Genomic DNA, 17712 nt, shown 5'->3' with positions numbered 1-17712 from the left:
CGCACAATGCGGGGATGAGGGTGACCCCGTACACCGACGACGGATTACGACTCTGGGCGCGCGCGTCCGGCCGGGGCGCGCCGCTCGTGCTGTGTCATGGCGGACCCGGCCTGTGGGACATGTTCGGGGACGTGGCCGCGCTGCTCGACGACACCGCGACGGTGATCCGCTGGGACCAGCGCGGCTGCGGCCGCTCCGAGCGGTGCGACGGGCCGTGGACCACCGAGCGCTTCGTCGCCGACCTGGACGCCGTACGCCGTCACTTCGGCCTCGACCGCATCGCCGTGCTCGGCCACTCCTGGGGCGCCCAGCTCGCCCTGGCCTACACCCTCGCCCACCCGGAGCGGGTGAGCACGCTGGTGTACGTCGGCGGCACGGGCATCGGCCCCGACGCCGACTGGCACCCGGCCTACCGGGAGAACCTCCTCGCCCGCCTCGGCGAGACGCCCCGGCGCCTGGCGCGCTGGCGGGAACTGGCGGACCGTACGGCCCTCACGCCCGCCGAGGCCCGGGAGTACGCCGTCCTGCAGTGGTCCGTCGAGTTCGAGGACCGCGAGCGCGCCCCGGACCTCGCCGAGCGCATGGCCGACCCGTGGTTCGGGGTCAACGGCGCCTGCAACAAGGCCCTCGGCCGGGAGCGGCGCCGGACCTGGGGGACCCCGGCGCTGCGCGCAGCCTGCGCGGCCCTCGACGTGCCGGTGCTGATCGTCGACGGCGCCGGGGACATCCGGCCCCGCTCGGCGGTCGACTCACTGGAGCGGGCTCTGCCCGACGTGCGCAGGGTCGTCCTGCCGACTGCCGGACACCACCCCTGGGAGGAGGACCCGGAGGGTTTCCGGACGGCCGTGGCATCCGCCCTGAACCGGAGCGCCACGCCCTAGCCGGGCATCTCGGTCCGCTCCCACCACGTGTAGACGGGCAGGGTGCCCTCCGCGGTGTCCGTCCGACGGCCGGAGGGCCGGAAGTGTTCGTAGCCGCCCCGGAACTCGATCTTCAGGTCCGCGCCGGGTGTCGTGACCGGGACGATCCGTTGGGGCAGATCGTCCGGGCCGCCTTCGAGGACCGCCTTCGCCGTGTCGCTCATGTCCTCACCGTTCCCGCTGAGCCGACCCGCTCTCGCGTCCCCCGTCCAGGATCAGCCGTCCGGGCGATCGCCGCAGGCGGCCCGGGCGGGCGGGGAGCCGGTGCTACCGGTGGTGGGGCGGTGGGGGCGGGATGGTGTCCGTGCCGGGCGCGGCCTCCGGCCAGACGAGCAGCACCGGGCAGGGGGCGTGGTCGACGATGAAGCGGCTGGCGGGGCCGAGGCTGCGCGGCCCGAGGTGGGTGCGGTCGCCGTCGCGGGCGAGGATGAGCAGGTCGGCGCCTTCGGCGGCGGCCACGACCTCCCGCTCGACGCGGCCCCGGCGCTCGGTGCGGGTGCAGGGCCGGCCGAGCCGTTCGGCGGCGTCGGCCAGGAGGTGTTCCCCGGCCTCGGTGGCGAGGTGTTCCACGACAGTGCCGGGGTCGCGGTCGGGGCGGGCGCGGCCGAACAGCCCGGCGTAGGCGCCGCGGGCGGCACCGGGCGCCTCGGAGCCGCTGACGTGCAGCAGCACGATGTCGGCGTCCGCGGGGGCGTGGGTGCGGGCGGCGTCGACGCAGGCGGCCCAGGTGCCTTCGACGATCCAGGCGATGACGGTCACGGGTTTCATCCTCCGATCACTTGGAGCGAGGCCCACAGTGCCACAACGGCGGGCACCAGGGCGGCGGGCACGGCGAGAGCCCCGAGGCGGGTGAACTCGCCCAGTTCCACGTCACTGTCGTGTTCGCGGACGATGCGCCGCCACAGCAGGGTGGCCAGCGAACCGGCGTAGGTGAGGTTGGGGCCGATGTTCACCCCGAGCAGCACCGCCAGGACGGCGCCGGGGCCGGTGGGGGCGGTCAGCGGCAGCAGGACCAGGACGGCGGGCAGGTTGTTGATGACGTTGGCCAGCAGCGCGGCCAGCGCCGCGATGCCCAGCAGCGCGAGCAGGCCGGTGCCGCCGGGCACGAGATGCCCGAGGGCGTCGGCGAGGCCGTTGTCGACGACCGCGCGCACCACGATGCCCAGCGCGAGGACGAAGGCGCAGAACGGCACGGCGGCGGCGCGGACGATCGCGGCGGGGGTGGTGCGGCGCCGGACCAGGGCGCGCCCGGCGAGCACGGCCGCGCCGGCCGCCGCCGCCCACGCCGGGTCGATCCCCACCACGGAGGTGATCACGAACCCGGCCAGCGTGCAGCCCACCGTGGCCAGCGCGAACACCGGCACCTCACCCGGGGCCGGGGCGGGCGGTGCCTGGGCTCCGGCGTCGAGGTCGGTGGCGAAGAACCGGCGGACGACCAGGTACTCGGCGCCGATCGCGACCAGCCAGGGCAGCGCCATCAGAGCGGCGAAACGGGTGAAGCTCAGGCCGCTGGCGGCGAACGCGAGCAGGTTGGTCAGGTTGGAGACCGGCAGCAGCAGCGAGGCGGTGTTCGACAGATGGGTGCAGGCGTACACGTGGGGCTTGGGGCGGGCGCCGATCCGGGCGGCGGTGGCGAACACCACCGGGGTCAGCAGTACCACCGTGGCGTCCAGACTGAGCACCGCCGTGATCACGGACGCGGCCGTGAACACCAGCACCAGCAGCCGGCGTGGGCGCCCGCCCGCTCGCTGGGCCATCCACGCACCGCAGGTGTGGAACAGGCCCTCGTCGTCGCAGAGCTGGGCCAGGACCAGCACGGCCGCGAGGAAGCCGATCACCGGTCCCAGCCGGGCGGCCTCGTCCGCCGCGTGGTCGAGGGAGATGGCCCCGGTGGCGATGACCACCCCGGCGGCCGGGACGGCGACGACGGCCTCCGGCCAGCCCCACGGCCGGATCACCGCACACGCCAGGATCACGACGAGCAGGGCGGCGGAGAGTGTTTCTGCGAGCGCGGCGTTCAGCGGCCAAGCCTTTCCGGGACGGGCGGCAGCCGACGGCGTACCCGCCGGGCATCCCTATCTTGCCGTCCGTTTTCGGCCGCGCGGTCGGGCCGAGCGGCGTGGCCGGGGTAAAGGTCTCCTCTGCTCCGTCCGGGTCCGCCGTCTCAGATAGTAGGAAGTCCGAGTAATTGTGCAGACAGCCGCGCGCTCCTCGCCTAACTTTGTAGGAGCCGAACGTCTCGCTCGATCAAGCGAAGGGCGGTCGCGAGCCGGGCCCCGTGCAGGCAACCCCTGCGGCCCGCAGCTCCCCGCCCCGGCGTCTCGTACCCCCTTCCGCACTCCCTGGGTCCTTCGAAGGAGTCGATTCCCCATGGCCGAGACGACCGTCCGCCGCCGAGTCCGTCACACCTCGCGTACGAGCGAGTCCGACCGCAAGCAGGCCGCCGCCGCCCTCCAGCGCGCCCTCGACCGCCGCGACAACGGCGGCGAGACCGGCCACCTGTAGGCAGCCCCCCGCAGTCCGGGAGCCGCACCCGCACGGGGCGCGGCGCGGGGCCTGAACGGGACTTCAGGCCTCGCGCCGCACCTCGAACCGGTCGATGCGCCGCCCGTCCTCCGCCAGCGCCGACACCGTCAGCCGGGCCGAGGGCCCGCCGGTCGCCTCCACCGAGAGCAAGGAGAAGCCCCGGTAGCGCACCCGCGACCACTCCACGGTCTCCGCCGCGTTCTCGCGCGAGCGCGTCCAGTGGAAGGTGTCCACCGCGTCGCGGTCGCGCACCCGCCCCTCGTAGCTCTCCGGCGCGTCCGCCGGGAAGCCGTACAGATCACGGCCGCCGCCGCCCGCCGTGACGTACACCGTCCCGTCCCGCGCCGGGTCCGTGGACCCGCCGACCGGGACGGTCCGGCCCACCCGTCCGCCCTTGAGGGCGTCCGTCCGCTCGTAGACGTGGTTGTGCCCGTTGACCACCAGGTCTACCCGGTACCGGTCGAACAGCGGCATCCACTCCGTCCGCACCCCGCCGTCCGAGGCGTGCGCCGACGTCGAGTAGGCGCAGTGGTGGAAGAAGACGACGACGAAATCGACGTCCGGCGACGCCCGCAGCGCGGCCAGCGTCCGCTTCAGCCAGGCCGTCTGCCGGCCCTGGGTGCAGCCCTGGTTCGCGGGGATCTCGTACGACACGTCGTTCGCGTCCAGCGCCACCACGCCCACGTTGCCGTACGTGAACGTGTACACGCCCGGGGCGGTGCGCGGGTCGAAGCCGGTGTCCGGCAGGGAGAACCGGGCGAGCTGGCCGCCGTAGCCGTCGGGGGAGTACCAGGCCTCCATGTCGTGGTTGCCGGTCGTCACCATCCACGGCACCGAACGCGCCACCGGCTCGCTCTGCTTCAGGAACGCGTCCCAGGCCGTCGGGTCGTAGCCGTCCGTCCTCTCGCCCCGGCCGGTCCCGTCGGCGTAGCAGATGTCGCCCGCGTGCAGATGGAAGGCGGGTGCCGCCTTCAGCAGCAGCCGGTCGACCGCCGCGGCCGAGCGGCCCACGCCCTGGTCGCCGAAGGCGGTGAACACGAACCGTCCGCCGCCCGCCGGTGCCGTGCGCAGCGGGGCGATCGTGGCGCGGTGCTCCGCGTCGGCCGGGTCGAAGCCGTCGTGGCCGACGCCGTAGTAGTACGTCGTCCCGGGCAGCAGACCGTCCACCGCGGCGTGCACGTAGTACTGGTCGAGCGCCCGGCGCACCCCGTCCACGCCCGGCGTGTGCAGCGCGCGCACCTCGGCCCGCACCTTGCCGCCGAGGTCGTCGGGGCGGGTGCCGATCCGGACGTACGGCTCCCGCACGGCCGCCGGGACCTGCCAGGAGATCCGCATCCCGGTGCGCGGGTCCGCGCCGAAGGAGAGATGGCGGCCGAAGGGGACGGCCGAGGAGCGCCCCGGCGGGCGGGGCGGGGAGGAGGCGGGGGTCGCCTGCGCCCGCGGGCCGGGGGAGCGGCCCCCGCAGCCGGTCAGCAGCGCACCCGCCGCCACCGTGCCCGCCGACACCAGGGTGCGGCGCCGGGTGAGCTTCGTGCGCAGGTACTCGTACTGCTCCGCCATACTCATCCCGCGGGCGAGCCGCGGCGGAATGCCGACGTCCGGTGTCTCCATGTCCGAGAAGTTTCCCGGTCGGACCGACGGGCGTCCTGCGTACGGGTGAACACCGGTCGACCGGAGCGAACCGTCCTCCCCCTGAGTGCCCGTCCCCTGGGCCGTCCCCTGACTGTCCGTATGGCGGACTTGGGCGTGTCATCCCATGGGACAAGGAGTACGGTGCCGACATGTCTCGCAGCATCAATCTCGCAGTGATTCCCGGTGACGGCATCGGCCAGGAGGTCGTGGCCGAAGGTCTGAAGGTCCTCTCCGCCGTCCTTCCGCAGGATGTGAAGCTGGAGACCAAGGAGTACGACTTCGGCGCCAAGCGCTACCACGACACCGGTGAGACCCTCACCGACGCCGACCTCGACGCGCTCAAGCGGCATGACGCGATCCTGCTCGGTGCGATCGGCGACCCGTCGGTCCCCTCCGGCGTCCTGGAGCGCGGCTTCCTGCTCAAGCTCCGCTTCGCCTTCGACCACCACGTCAACCTGCGGCCCTCGAAGCTGCTGCCCGGCGTCGACACCCCCCTCAAGGGCCAGCCGGCCATCGACTTCGTCGTGGTCCGCGAGGGCACCGAGGGCCCGTACACCGGCAACGGCGGCACCATCCGCAAGGGCACCGAGCACGAGGTCGCCACCGAGGTCTCGGTGAACACCGCCTTCGGTGTCGAGCGTGTCGTGCGGGACGCCTTCGCCCGCGCCCAGGCCCGCCCGCGCAAGAAGCTCACCCTCGTCCACAAGAACAACGTGCTGACCTTCGCCGGTCATCTGTGGACGAACATCTTCACCAAGGTCGCCGCGGAGTTCCCCGAGGTCAGCACCGACTACATCCACGTCGACGCGGCCACGATCTACCTGGTCACCGACCCGGGCCGGTTCGACGTCATCGTCACCGACAACCTCTTCGGTGACATCATCACCGACCTCGCCGCGGCCGTCTCCGGCGGCATCGGCGTCGCGGCCTCCGGCAACATCAACCCGGCCGGTGAGTTCCCGTCGATGTTCGAGCCCGTCCACGGCTCGGCCCCCGACATCGCCGGCCAGGGCAAGGCCGACCCCACCGCCACGGTCCTGTCCGTCGCCCTCCTGCTGCGCCACCTCGGCTACGAGACCGAGGCCGCGCGCATCGACGAGGCCGTCTCCGCCGACCTCGCGGAGCGCACCGGCAAGCCCGCCCGCAGCACGTCCGAGATCGGTGACGCGCTGGCCGTACGAGTAGCCGGCTGACCCCGCCGCCACTCGATATCTTTCGAAGCCGCCGGGTCGCATCCGCACCCGGCGGCTTCCGCATGTCCCCGCCGGGTGGAACCATCAGCCCCGGGTCGCATTCACGCCGTTTTCTTCCCGCTGCCCCGCTTGCGATAATCGAACGCGGAGCCGCGGAATGAGGCAATGCTCGGACGTCCTACCACTGGCCACCGGCCGTGCGGACGTGAGCGCGGCCCGTCACTACAACCGGTGAAGGACACCCACTCATGACGACGCCCACGATCGAGCTCAAGCCCTCCGCCAGCCCCACCGCCGCCGCCGAGCGCGAGGCGGTCCTGGCGAACCCCGGGTTCGGCCGCCACTTCACCGACCACATGGTGACGATCAAGTGGACCGAGGGCCGCGGCTGGCACGACGGCCAGCTCGTCCCCTACGCGCCGATCCCGCTCGACCCGGCGACCAACGTCCTGCACTACGCCCAGGAGATCTTCGAGGGCCTGAAGGCCTACCGCCGCCCCGACGGCTCCGTCGCCACCTTCCGGCCGGACAAGAACGCCAAGCGCTTCCAGGCCTCCGCCCGCCGCCTCGCCATGCCCGAGCTGCCCGTCGAGACCTTCATCGAGGCCTGTGACGTCCTGGTCGCCCAGGACAAGGACTGGGTGCCCGCGCACGGCGGCGAGGAGTCCCTCTACCTGCGTCCCTTCATGATCGCCACCGAGGTCGGGCTGGGTGTGAAGCCGGCCAACGAGTACCTGTTCCTGGTCATCGCCTCCCCGGCCGGCGCCTACTTCCCGGGCGGCGTGAAGCCGGTCTCCATCTGGGTCTCCGAGGACCACGTCCGCGCCGTCCCCGGCGGCATGGGCGACGCCAAGACCGGCGGCAACTACGCCGCCTCGCTGCTCGCCCAGGCCGAGGCCGCCGCACAGGGCTGCGCCCAGGTCTGCTACCTCGACGCGGTCGAGCGCAAGTGGGTCGAGGAGCTCGGCGGCATGAACCTCTACTTCGTCTACGGCGACAGGATCATCACGCCGTCGCTGACCGGCTCCATCCTGGAGGGCGTCACCCGTGACTCCCTGCTCACCGTCGCCCGCGACCTCGGTTACCGGGCCGAGGAGGGCCGGGTCTCCGTCGACCAGTGGCAGCGCGACTCGGAGAACGGCACCCTGACCGAGGTCTTCGCCTGCGGCACCGCCGCCGTGATCACCCCGGTCGGCACGGTCAAGCGCACCGGCGCCGAGTGGCAGCAGTCGGGCGGCGAGCCCGGCGAGGTCACCCTGAAGCTCCGCCAGGCCCTGCTGGACATCCAGCGCGGCACGGCCGAGGACCGGCACGGCTGGATGCACCCGCTGGGCTGAGCCGCCGCCCTCCTGCACAGGGCCGCTCCCGACCTCCGGGGGCGGCCCTGCCGCCTTTCCGGGGGATCACCTCGTATTCCCCCTCTTTCAGGAGGGGGGAGGATGTCAATCCAGGGACGAGCTGCTGTTGCAGACGCTGGAGTGGAGCGAGGGCCGGCTCGGGGTCGAGCGGGCGCGGCTGCTGACCGCGGACGCGGGCGTCCGGGAGCGGCTCGACGCCTATGTCGACCTGTACGTCCCGGACGGGCACCGCGATCCGCACCGGACGCTCTGGCTGGAGGTCTGGAACCGCTCGCAGAACGCCGACGACACCGCCCGCGACCGGCAGGCCGCCATCGAGGGCGCCTGGCACCGCGACCTGGTGGCCCTGCTCGCGGAAGGGGTGTCGCGCGGCGCGTTCCGCCCCGTCGACCCCGACCGCTGCGCGGCCCGGCTGCGGGCACTGCCGGACGGTTTCTCCATCCATGTGGCGATCGGGCTGCGCGGCACCGACCGGCGGCAGGTGCTGGCGCACGTGCGCGAGTTCCTGGACGCCTCCCTGCTCGCATCCTGAGACGCCCGGCTCGCCGCGGTCCGGCTTGTGCCAAACTGCCCCCGTGCTCTCGTTCGCCACGATTATTGGCAGCAGGCGCGCCGGTCCGCAGTGACCGCCACGTACGACCAGGTACGGGCGGCCACCGTCGTCCTCGACCCGCGCGCAGACCTCTCGCACCCGCGAGAGGTTTTTCGCTTTTCTGGCCCACCCACAGCCGGGAGCGAGCGCACGAGGGACCATGGGGACGGTGGAGCCGGTCATTCCGGTAAGACCGAAGATCCACAACAGGAGCCTTGAGACCATGACCGAGACGGCAACCAGCGAGCTCGACGACTCGTTCCACGTCTTCGACACCACCCTGCGCGACGGCGCCCAGCGGGAGGGCATCAACCTCACCGTCGCCGACAAGCTCGCGATCGCACGGCACCTGGACGACTTCGGCGTCGGCTTCATCGAGGGCGGCTGGCCCGGCGCCAACCCCCGCGACACCGAGTTCTTCGCCCGCGCCCAGCAGGAGATCGACTTCAAGCACGCCCAGCTGGTCGCCTTCGGCGCGACCCGCCGCGCGGGCGCCAAGGCCTCCGAGGACCCGCAGGTCAAGGCGCTCCTGGACGCCGGGGCCCCGGTCGTCACCCTCGTCGCCAAGTCGCACGACCGGCACGTCGAGCTGGCCCTGCGCACCACCCTGGACGAGAACCTGGAGATGGTCCGCGACACCGTCTCCTTCCTGAAGGAGCAGGGCCGCCGGGTCTTCGTCGACTGCGAGCACTTCTTCGACGGCTACCGCGCCAACCCCGAGTACGCCAAGGCCGTCGTCCGCGCCGCCGCCGAGGCCGGCGCCGACGTCGTCATCCTCTGCGACACCAACGGCGGCATGCTCCCCGCCCAGGTCCACGCGGTCGTCTCCACCGTCCTCGCCGACACCGGCGCCCGCCTCGGCATCCACGCCCAGGACGACACCGGCTGCGCGGTCGCCAACACCCTCGCCGCCGTGGACGCCGGCGCCACCCACGTCCAGTGCACGGCCAACGGCTACGGCGAGCGCGTGGGCAACGCCAACCTCTTCCCGGTCGTCGCCGCCCTGGAGCTGAAGTACGGCAAGAAGGTCCTCCCCGACGGCCGGCTGCGCGAGATGACCCGGATCTCGCACGCCATCGCCGAGGTCGTCAACCTCACCCCCTCCACCCACCAGCCCTACGTGGGCGTCTCCGCCTTCGCCCACAAGGCCGGACTGCACGCCTCCGCCATCAAGGTCGACCCCGACCTCTACCAGCACATCGACCCCGAGCTCGTCGGCAACACGATGCGCATGCTGGTCTCCGACATGGCGGGCCGGGCCTCGGTCGAGCTCAAGGGCAAGGAACTCGGCATCGACCTCGGCGGCGACCGCGAGCTGGTCGGCCGGGTCGTGGAGCGGGTCAAGGAGCGCGAGCTCAAGGGCTACACGTACGAGGCCGCCGACGCCTCCTTCGAACTGCTGCTGCGCACCGAGGTCCAGGGCGGCAGGCCGCCGCGCTACTTCGAGGTGGAGTCCTGGCGGGCCATCGTCGAGGACCGCCCCGACGGCACCCACGCCAACGAGGCCACCGTCAAGCTGTGGGCCAAGGGCGAGCGGATCGTCGCCACGGCCGAGGGCAACGGCCCGGTGAACGCCCTCGACCGGGCCCTGCGGGTCGGGCTGGAGAAGATCTACCCCCAGCTCGCCAAGCTCGACCTGGTCGACTACAAGGTCCGTATCCTCGAAGGCGTCCACGGCACCGAGTCCACCACCCGCGTGCTGATCTCCACGACCGACGGGACGGGCGAGTGGTCCACCGTCGGCGTCGCGGAGAACGTCATCGCCGCCTCCTGGCAGGCCCTGGAGGACGCCTACACGTACGGCCTGCTGAAGGCGGGGGTCCAGCCGGCCGAGTGACGGGGCTCAGAAGCCCCGCCACACGTTGTCGAAGGCCGCGTCCTCGACGCGCCGCCGCTGCCGCACGGCCTCCAGCTCCGTCAGCGCGCCGTTGACCGCCGCGAGCACGGTCACCAGCGCCTCGTCGGCCGGGACGGGCGGCTCGTCCGCCGCCCCCTCGGGGATGCCCAGCGCGGCGGCGAGTGAGGCGAGGACGGGCTCGCGCGCGCTCCAGCGCTCCCTCGCACGGGCCCGGTCCGGCGCCTCGGCGGCGACCTCGCGGCCGCTCCGCGGCGCCAGCAGCCGGTACCGTGGCCGGCCGGCCGACTCCTCCGTCTCCAGCTCGTTGGCATAGGTCTGGGCGAGCCCGTCCCCCCGGCGCCACAGCCAGTCCTCGACGGACTCGTGCGGCGGCTGCCGGACGAGGGCCGCCCCGGCCTCGGCGAGCAGCCGGTCGTCCGTGGCCGGCGGCAGCCCGGGCACGATGCGGTCGTCGTCCAGCGCGACCGCCTCGGCGGCGAGCAGGTCGGCCAGCTCGGCCCCCGCGAGGGCCAGGGAGAGGTCGCCCCGCTCGACGGGCCGGGCGGACGGGACGTCGAGGGAGACGATCAGCAGATCGCGCGCAGTGGTCATGGCGGACTCCAGGTCGGTTGCCCCCATGATCCCTCCCTCACCGGCCGACGGCGAGAACACCTCTTGACGGGCCTGCGGGGCGTTAGTTAACTCACGGCGTGATCTAAGACCTGAGTGAACGGGCCCCGAGTGGATGAGCCCGAGTGGATAGGCCCTGAGTGAATCCGAGAGCCGAGGGAAGGTCCATGCCGAGAACCGCCCTGCTCGTCGCCACCGCACTGTTCGCCGCACTGCTGTCCCCGGCCGCCGTCCGCGCCGCCGCCGACCCCGCCCCTGTCCCCGTCGACCGCTTCGAGGGCGAGGTCCCCTTCGCGTCCCAGCCCGCCGAGGGCATCTTCACCTGGGGCAGCGACGCCGACGACCCGCCCGCGCTCCGGCTGGCCGACCGCGCCGACGCCCCCGAGGGCGAGCGGGTCCTCACCGGCACGTACGACATCAGCGGCTGGGGCGGCTTCACCCACGACTACGCCGCCACCGGACCCGCCCACGACTGGTCGGCCCACCGCGGCATCCGGTTCTGGTGGGAGGGGCACGGCGACGGCCGCCGGATCGCCTTCGAGATCAAGGACGGCGGCGCCCACGGCGAGGCCTCCGAGCTGTGGACGACGTCCTTCACCGACGACGTCACCGGCTGGAGGCGCATCGAGATCCCCTTCGCCGACTTCCGGTACCGCACCGACTATCAGCCGGTCGGCGGCATCGACCACGTCCTCGGGCTGACGCAGATGTGGGGGTACGCGGTCACCCTGCCCGCCGGCACCCGCGGCGACTTCGCCATGGACGGCGTCGAGCTCTACGGCCGCGCCGACCAGTCCCTGCGCGCCTCCGTCACCACCGACGCGGCCGTGTACCCGGTCGCCGAGGGCGGCGCGGCCACGGTCCGCGTCACCCTCGCCACCACCGGCTCCGCCCCGGTCGACGAACCCGTGACGGTGACGTACGGAACGGCCGGCGGCACCGCCGAACCCGGCCGGGACTACACCCCGGTCGCTGGCACCCTCACCTTCCCCGCGGGCACCCCCTCCGGGACCTCCCGCACGGTCCGCGTCCCGACCCTGCGGGACCGGACCGCCGAAGCCGCCGAGACCGTCCCGCTGACCCTCGCGGTCACCGGCGCCAAGGCCCCCGCCGAGACCCCGCAGATCGTGATCGACGCGCACGGACTGCCGTATCTGGACAGCAAGCTGCCGGTGCGCAAGCGCGTCGCCGACCTGCTCTCCCGGATGTCCCCGGCGGAGAAGGCCGGACAGATGACCCAGGCGGAGCGCGGCGCGCTGACCGCGCCCGGCGACATCGCCGCGTACCACCTCGGCTCACTGCTGTCCGGCGGCGGCTCCACCCCCACGCCCAACACCCCCGAGGCCTGGGCGAAGATGATCGACGCCTTCCAGCTCCGCACGCGGGCCACGCGGCTCCAGATCCCGCTGATCTACGGTGTCGACGCCGTGCACGGCCACAACAACCTGGTCGGCGCCACGGTCATGCCGCACAACATCGGCATCGGAGCCACCCGCGATCGGCAACTCGCCCAGCGCACCGGCGAGGTGACCGCGGCCGAGGTCCGCGCCACCGGCGTCCCCTGGGACTTCGCCCCCTGCCTGTGCGTCACCCGCGACGAACGCTGGGGCCGCTCCTACGAGTCCTTCGGGGAGGACCCGGCGCTGGTGGAGTCCATGGAGACGGTCATCCAGGGCCTCCAAGGCGCCCCGGACGGACGGGACTTGAAGGACGCCGACAAGGTGCTCGCCACCGCCAAGCACTTCGTCGGCGACGGCGGCACCACCTACGGCTCCTCCACCACCGGCAGCTACACCATCGACCAGGGCGTCACCGAGGTCACCCGCGAGCAGCTGGAGTCCGTCCACCTCGCGCCGTACCAGGAGGCGGTCGACCGGGGCATCGGCACGGTCATGCCCTCCTACTCCTCCCTCGACATCGCGGGGGACGGGCAGGGTCCGGTGAAGATGCACGCCCGCGCCGACATGATCAACGGGGTGCTGAAGGGCCGGATGGGCTTCGACGGGTTCGTGATCAGCGACTGGGCGGCCATCGACCAGCTCCCCGGCGACTACGCCTCGGACGTCCGCACCTCGGTCGCCGCCGGCCTGGACATGATCATGGTCCCGCACGCCTACCAGGACTTCACCCGCACGCTGACCGCCGAGGTGACGGCGGGCCGGATCGGCGAGCGGCGGATCGACGACGCCGTCTCGCGCATCCTCACCCAGAAGTTCCGGCTCGGCCTCTTCGAGCACCCGTACGCCGACACCCGCGGGGCCGCCGACATCGGCTCCGCCGCCCACCGGGCCGTGGCCCGCCGGGCCGCCGCCGAGTCGCAGGTGCTGCTGAAGAACTCCGGCGCTCTGCTGCCCCTGAGGACGTCGCAGAAGGTGTACGTCGCCGGATCGAACGCCGACGACATCGGCAACCAGACCGGCGGCTGGACGGTCACCTGGCAGGGCGCGTCCGGGAACACCACCCCCGGCACGACGATCCTGCAGGGGATGCGCGGAACGGGTGCCGCGATCACCTACTCCGAGGACGCCTCCGCACCCCTGGCCGGCCACGACGTCGGTGTGGTCGTCGTCGGCGAGACCCCCTACGCCGAGGGTGTCGGCGATGTCGGCAACGGCAACGACCTGGAGCTGAGCCCCGCCGACCGAACGGCCGTGGACCGGGTGTGCGCGGCCATGAAGTGCGTGGTGCTGATCGTCTCCGGGCGTCCCCAGCTGATCGGCGACCGGCTCGGCTCGATCGACGCCCTGGTCGCCTCCTGGCTGCCGGGCACCGAGGGCGACGGCGTGGCCGACGTCCTCTACGGCCGCCGTCCCTTCACCGGCCGGCTCCCGGTGACCTGGCCCCGCTCGCAGGCCCAGCTCCCGATCAACGTGGGCGACCCGGCGTACGACCCGCAGTTCCCGTACGGCTGGGGTCTGACGACCCTGACGAAGACCCCCGGCGGCGGACTGGCCGCCCTGCACCGGCTGGCGGGCGCGGCGGGGCGGGCCCGCACCGCGCAGGCGGGCCGCGACGCCGTCGACCGGGCCCGCGGGATCGTCCAGGCACGCATCGCCGGCCGGATCACGGCCGCCTGCGCGAAGCCGTTCGCCGAGGCCGACCACCTGCTGCTGACCGGGCGGTACGCGCAGGCGGTGCGCAAGCTGATCGAGGCCTATCGCGCCGGGTGACCCGTTTGGGAGGCTTCGGGTAGTTTCGAGATATGAAGGGTGTCGTACCGCCCCGAAGCCTCCCGGTCCTGCTGGCGGCGCTGGTCCTGGCGCTGCTGACCGTGCTCGCCCCGCGGGCGGCGGCGGAGACGAGCGTGTCGCGGATCGCCGACGCCCTGCGCGAGAACCCCGTCTACGTCGACCCCGCCGCGTCCGCCCAGCTCTCCGCGGCGGACGCGGACGCCCTGCGGCAGCGGATCGAGGACGCCGGCAGACCCCTGTTCGTCGCCGTCCTCCCGGCCGGCTACCCGACCGCCCGGCTCTTCACCGACCTGCGCACGGCCACCGGCGTCACCGGCCTGTACGCGATCCGCCTCGGCGACCGCTTCGACGCCCGCGCCGACTCGGTCGTCCTGTCCCGCCGGGCCGTGGGGAACCTGGTGAGCAGCGTCCGGGGCGAGCCCGACGCGGCCACCCAGCTCGGCGACTTCACCGACCGGGCGCTGCCGTCCATGCGTGGCTCGGCGCCCGCGAGCTGGGGTTCCTCCGGTGGCGGGGGCGGGGTCTCCACGGCGGGTCTGGTCACTGCCGGGGTGGTCCTCGTCGCGGGCGGCGCGGGCGCCTACACCCTGGTCCGGCGCAACCGCCGCCGGCACGAGGAGGAGCGGCGGGCGGCGCTGGAGAAGCTGCGGGTGGTGGTCGACGAGGACATCACCGCCTTCGGCGAGGAACTGGACCGCCTGGACTTCCACCCGGCCGAGCGGGGCGCCGACGACGCGATGCGCGCCGACTACGAACGCGCGCTGGACGCCTACGACCAGGCGAAGTCGGCGATGGCCGAGGCGAGCAGACCCGAGGACGTGCGGGCCGTCACCCAGGCCCTGGAGGACGGCCGCTTCTCCCTCGCCCAGCTGGCCGCCCGGCGTGAGCGGCGGCCGCTGCCGGAGCGCCGGCCGCCCTGCTTCTTCGACCCCCGCCACGGTCCCTCCGTCACCGACGCGACCTGGACCCCGCCGGGCGGGTCCGCGCGCGAGGTGCCGGTCTGCGCGGCGGACGCCACCCGGCTTGCCGACGGCCGCGATCCGGTGATCCGCGAGGTGGACAGCGACTACGGGCGCCGCCCCTACTGGGAGGCCGGCCCGGCCTACGGTCCGTGGGCGGGCGGCTACTTCGGCGGCGGACTGCTGCCCGGCCTGCTCGTCGGCACCATGCTCGGCGGCCTGATGGCCGCCCCGTCCTACGCGGGCGACTACGGCTCGGGCTACGGGGACTTCGGCGCGGGCTACGACGGCGGCGACGTCTCCGGCGCCGACTTCGACCCGGGCGACTTCGGCGGCGGCTTCGGCGGCGGTGACTTCGGCGGGGGCGGTGACTTCGGGGGCGGCGGCGACTTCGGCGGCGGCTTCTGAGTCACGGGGGCGGGGGCGCGAGGGCGCGCGCCGAAAACGGCGCCCGACGGGGCGCGGGGCACCGCGCACCGGGCCACGACCGACCCGCGCCCGCTGCTCCCCCCGCGCCCCCGGTGGAAAACGACCTAGAGCGAGGCCGCCGCCGAGGCGATGGCCGAGGCGAAGGTGGACACCTCGGAGTAGACACCGGGCGCGTTGGGCTGGGCACAGCCGATGCCCCAGCTCACGATGCCGACCTGGATCCACGCGTTGGCGGAGTCCCGGCGGAACATGGGGCCGCCGGAGTCGCCCTGACAGGTGTCGACGCCGCCGGAGGCGTAGCCGGCACAGATCTCGTCGCTCGCGACGAGCCCGCTGTAGCCGCTGTACGTGCGGCAGGTCGCGTCGCTGACGAACGGCACGGTGGCTTTGAGCAGGTAGCGCTGCTGGGCGCCGCCCTGGGTCGCGGCGCCCCAGCCGGCGACGGTGAAGGTGCCGGTGTTGTACTGCGTGGTCGTGGCGATCTTCAGCGTCGGCAGGTTGATGGGCTGCGCGAGCTTGATCAGCGCCCAGTCCTTGCCGTTGCCGTTGTAGCCGGGGGCCCGGTAGACGTACGTCGACCGCACCTGGACCCGGCCGGTGGTGGACTGCAGGTCCACGACCCCGGCGGTGGCGGTGATGCCGGTGGTGGCGCCGGTGCCGCTGACGCAGTGGGCGGCGGTCAGCACGATCTGCTGGGTGTAGAGCGCGCCGCCGCAGCCCATCGAGAGACGCACCATGAACGGGAACTCGCCCTGCGCGGCACGGGTTCCGCCGACGACGGGGGAGGGGGCGGCCTGCGCGGCCGACACGGGCTGCAGGCTCGCGACGGCGAGCGCGGTGGCGCCGACGGCCGCGAGTCTCTTGAGTGCGGTGAGGAGCTTCTTCATGGTGCTGCCTCCGTGGGGGGTGAGGAGAGGGGGGTGGCCAGACCCTAATGACGTGCCCATGTCATGCATCACGGCAAAGAAACACCCATGCACTGGCATGGGCAGGTCAAGTCTGTCCCCTGGATTATGTGAATCCGCCGAGCGCCCGCACAAGAGGCCCGATTCGGCCACTCCGCCGCCGACGGCCGCCGGCGGCGGAGTGGCCGAATCGGTCAGTCCTGGGCCGCCGACTTGGCGTAGTCCAGCAGCTGTTCGAAGTCGATCGCTCCCGGGTCGCCATGGGTGTTCTCCGGCACGTGCATGTGTCCGCACACCCCCCGGAACGCGTTCCAGCGCTGGAAGCCCATCCGCTGGCCGCCGCCGTTCCCGGAGGACCTCGGATAGGGCGGCCACAGGGACGGGCCGCGCAGCGGTACGTCGTGGTGGATGTGCATCCATGCCAGGTACCGGGCCACGCCGCGCAGGGCCCACTCGGGAGCCTGGGGCCAGTAGACGTGCCCCGGTTCGCCCGTCCCCCACTTGGTGTGGCGCTCCGGGTCGCAGGTGCCGACGAGTTCCACCTGGCAGACGTTCAGGGTGTTCGTCTCCACCCCGCCGCGCAGGTTGACCAGCGCGCGCGAGGAGACGTCGATGTCGAAGTGCTGGTACCACCGCAGCCGCCTGGCGCCGAAGTCCGGTACGGCGGTGAGGTTCGGCGCGTTCGCGCCCCCCTGGTAGTCGGGCAGCGAACGTCCCTCGGTGGTGTGCAGGACGACGGCGTTGACCTCCATCCGGTCACCGCCGAACTCGCTCTGGTACCAGTGGTCGCGGCTCGCGCCCGGGTAGTGCTGGGGTCCGGTCCTGGTGCTCATGACCGGACTGTGGCACAGCTCACAGATGGCGGCCGGGAGCATTCCGTTTCCGGCCGCCATCTGCTGCTTTCTGAAGTTTTCTGCCCTGCCCGGGTCCTCGGGTCACGCGTTCTTGATCGCCGAGATGTCGAAGTTCAGCTTGATCTTGTCCGAGACCAGGACGCCCCCGGTCTCCAGCGCCGCGTTCCAGGTCAGGCCCCACTCGGAGCGCAGGATCTCCGCCTTGCCCTCGAAGCCGACGCGCTCGTTGCCGAACGGGTCCTTGGCGGAGCCGTTGAACTCCAGGTCGATGGTGATCGGCTTCGTCACGCCGAGGATGCTCAGGTCACCGGTGATCCGGTAGTCGTCGCCGCCCAGCGCCTCGGCGGAGGTGGAGCGGAAGGTCATGGCCGGGAACTCGTCGGTCTTGAAGAAGTCCGCGCTCTTCAGGTGGCCGTCACGGTCGGCGGACCCGGTGTCGATGCTCTCCATCTTCACGTCGATGGAGGCGCTGGACCGGGACGGGTCGGTGCCGTCCAGGTGCAGGGACCCGGTGAAGTCGTTGAACTTGCCCTTGACGTTCGTGACCATCGCGTGCCGGGCGACGAAGCCGATCGTGGAGTGGGACGGGTCGATCGAGTAGTCGCCGGTGAGCGCGGCGAGGTCCGGCGTCACCGCGGCGTCGGCGGTGTTCTCGCCGGTGTCCTTGCGGCCGAAGATGCCCATGA

15 protein-coding genes and 1 pseudogene are annotated in these 17712 nt (G+C 72.9%); 8 read left to right on the top strand and 8 right to left on the bottom strand.

All coding sequences use genetic code 11. From position 1 onward, the window contains the following. Nucleotides 1-14: 14 nt before the first annotated feature. Complete coding sequence (locus U5640_RS13485) at nt 15-881, top strand: alpha/beta hydrolase (RefSeq protein WP_340376050.1); 867 nt, start codon at nt 15-17, stop codon at nt 879-881. On the opposite strand, the gene U5640_RS13480 is transcribed toward U5640_RS13485, so the two are convergent. From U5640_RS13480 to U5640_RS13470, 3 genes are all read right to left on the bottom strand, one after another. Then, the gene (locus U5640_RS13480; protein WP_340376049.1) at nt 878-1084 is read right to left on the bottom strand and encodes a DUF5988 family protein; all 207 of its coding nucleotides are present in this window, start codon (nt 1082-1084) and stop codon (nt 878-880) included. The two genes, U5640_RS13485 and U5640_RS13480, sit on opposite strands and share 4 nt — an antisense overlap. Before the next feature lie 103 nt (nt 1085-1187). After that, the gene (locus U5640_RS13475; protein ID WP_340376048.1) at nt 1188-1679 is read right to left on the bottom strand and encodes a universal stress protein; all 492 of its coding nucleotides are present in this window, start codon (nt 1677-1679) and stop codon (nt 1188-1190) included. Between the two features lie 5 nt (nt 1680-1684). Then, nucleotides 1685-2941, bottom strand: a complete 1257-nt coding sequence (locus U5640_RS13470) for an SLC13 family permease (RefSeq protein WP_340385081.1) — start codon at nt 2939-2941, stop codon at nt 1685-1687. A 349-nt stretch (nt 2942-3290) separates the two neighbouring features. Between U5640_RS13470 and U5640_RS13465 the strand changes: the two genes are divergently transcribed. After that, on the top strand, nt 3291-3425 hold the full coding sequence (locus U5640_RS13465) for a hypothetical protein (protein ID WP_099053954.1): 135 nt from the start codon (nt 3291-3293) through the stop codon (nt 3423-3425). Between the two features lie 63 nt (nt 3426-3488). Here the strand turns inward: U5640_RS13465 and U5640_RS13460 are convergent, their stop codons facing one another. After that, nucleotides 3489-5057: a metallophosphoesterase family protein gene (locus U5640_RS13460; RefSeq protein WP_340376047.1), complete on the bottom strand. Its 1569-nt coding sequence runs from the start codon at nt 5055-5057 to the stop codon at nt 3489-3491. A gap of 170 nt (nt 5058-5227) precedes the next feature. Here U5640_RS13460 and U5640_RS13455 point away from each other — a divergent pair, with 170 nt between their 5' ends. From U5640_RS13455 to cimA, 4 genes and pseudogenes are all read left to right on the top strand, one after another. Beyond that, nucleotides 5228-6271: a 3-isopropylmalate dehydrogenase gene (locus U5640_RS13455; protein WP_340376046.1), complete on the top strand. Its 1044-nt coding sequence runs from the start codon at nt 5228-5230 to the stop codon at nt 6269-6271. 248 nt (nt 6272-6519) lie between these two features. Further along, on the top strand, nt 6520-7608 hold the full coding sequence (locus U5640_RS13450) for a branched-chain amino acid aminotransferase (protein WP_340376045.1): 1089 nt from the start codon (nt 6520-6522) through the stop codon (nt 7606-7608). 109 nt (nt 7609-7717) lie between these two features. Next, nucleotides 7718-8161 (top strand): annotated as a pseudogene (locus tag U5640_RS13445) (TetR family transcriptional regulator C-terminal domain-containing protein); the annotation flags it as partial. A 283-nt stretch (nt 8162-8444) separates the two neighbouring features. Next, the gene (gene cimA / locus U5640_RS13440; protein ID WP_340376044.1) at nt 8445-10058 is read left to right on the top strand and encodes a citramalate synthase; all 1614 of its coding nucleotides are present in this window, start codon (nt 8445-8447) and stop codon (nt 10056-10058) included. Nucleotides 10059-10064: 6 nt separating this feature from the next. Here the strand turns inward: cimA and U5640_RS13435 are convergent, their stop codons facing one another. After that, nucleotides 10065-10670 (bottom strand): GPP34 family phosphoprotein, encoded by a 606-nt coding sequence (locus tag U5640_RS13435; protein WP_340385079.1) that lies wholly within the window; start codon nt 10668-10670, stop codon nt 10065-10067. A 185-nt stretch (nt 10671-10855) separates the two neighbouring features. Between U5640_RS13435 and U5640_RS13430 the strand changes: the two genes are divergently transcribed. Together U5640_RS13430 and U5640_RS13425 are read left to right on the top strand one after the other, a co-directional pair. Beyond that, entirely contained in the window at nt 10856-13858 is a 3003-nt protein-coding gene (locus U5640_RS13430; protein ID WP_340376043.1) for a glycoside hydrolase family 3 N-terminal domain-containing protein, read from the top strand. A gap of 32 nt (nt 13859-13890) precedes the next feature. Further along, nucleotides 13891-15246, top strand: coding sequence for a hypothetical protein (locus U5640_RS13425; RefSeq protein ID WP_340376042.1), 1356 nt, complete (start codon nt 13891-13893; stop codon nt 15244-15246). A 125-nt stretch (nt 15247-15371) separates the two neighbouring features. Here the strand turns inward: U5640_RS13425 and U5640_RS13420 are convergent, their stop codons facing one another. The 3 genes from U5640_RS13420 to U5640_RS13410 all read right to left on the bottom strand — a co-directional run bounded on the left by U5640_RS13420 (nt 15372) and on the right by U5640_RS13410 (nt 17710). Then, the gene (locus tag U5640_RS13420) at nt 15372-16154 is read right to left on the bottom strand and encodes a serine protease (protein ID WP_340376041.1); all 783 of its coding nucleotides are present in this window, start codon (nt 16152-16154) and stop codon (nt 15372-15374) included. Between the two features lie 212 nt (nt 16155-16366). After that, a complete protein-coding gene (locus tag U5640_RS13415) occupies nt 16367-17005 on the bottom strand; it encodes a hypothetical protein (RefSeq protein WP_340376040.1) in 639 nt (212 codons plus the stop codon). Nucleotides 17006-17107: 102 nt separating this feature from the next. Continuing rightward, nucleotides 17108-17710: a YceI family protein gene (locus tag U5640_RS13410; RefSeq protein WP_340376039.1), complete on the bottom strand. Its 603-nt coding sequence runs from the start codon at nt 17708-17710 to the stop codon at nt 17108-17110. Nucleotides 17711-17712: the final 2 nt, after the last annotated feature.

It is taken from the genome of Streptomyces sp. SS7 (assembly GCF_037993025.1).
GTDB lineage: Bacteria > Actinomycetota > Actinomycetes > Streptomycetales > Streptomycetaceae > Streptomyces.
Note: the sequence above shows the minus strand (reverse complement) of the source record. Positions and strands in the feature narration are given on the sequence as shown.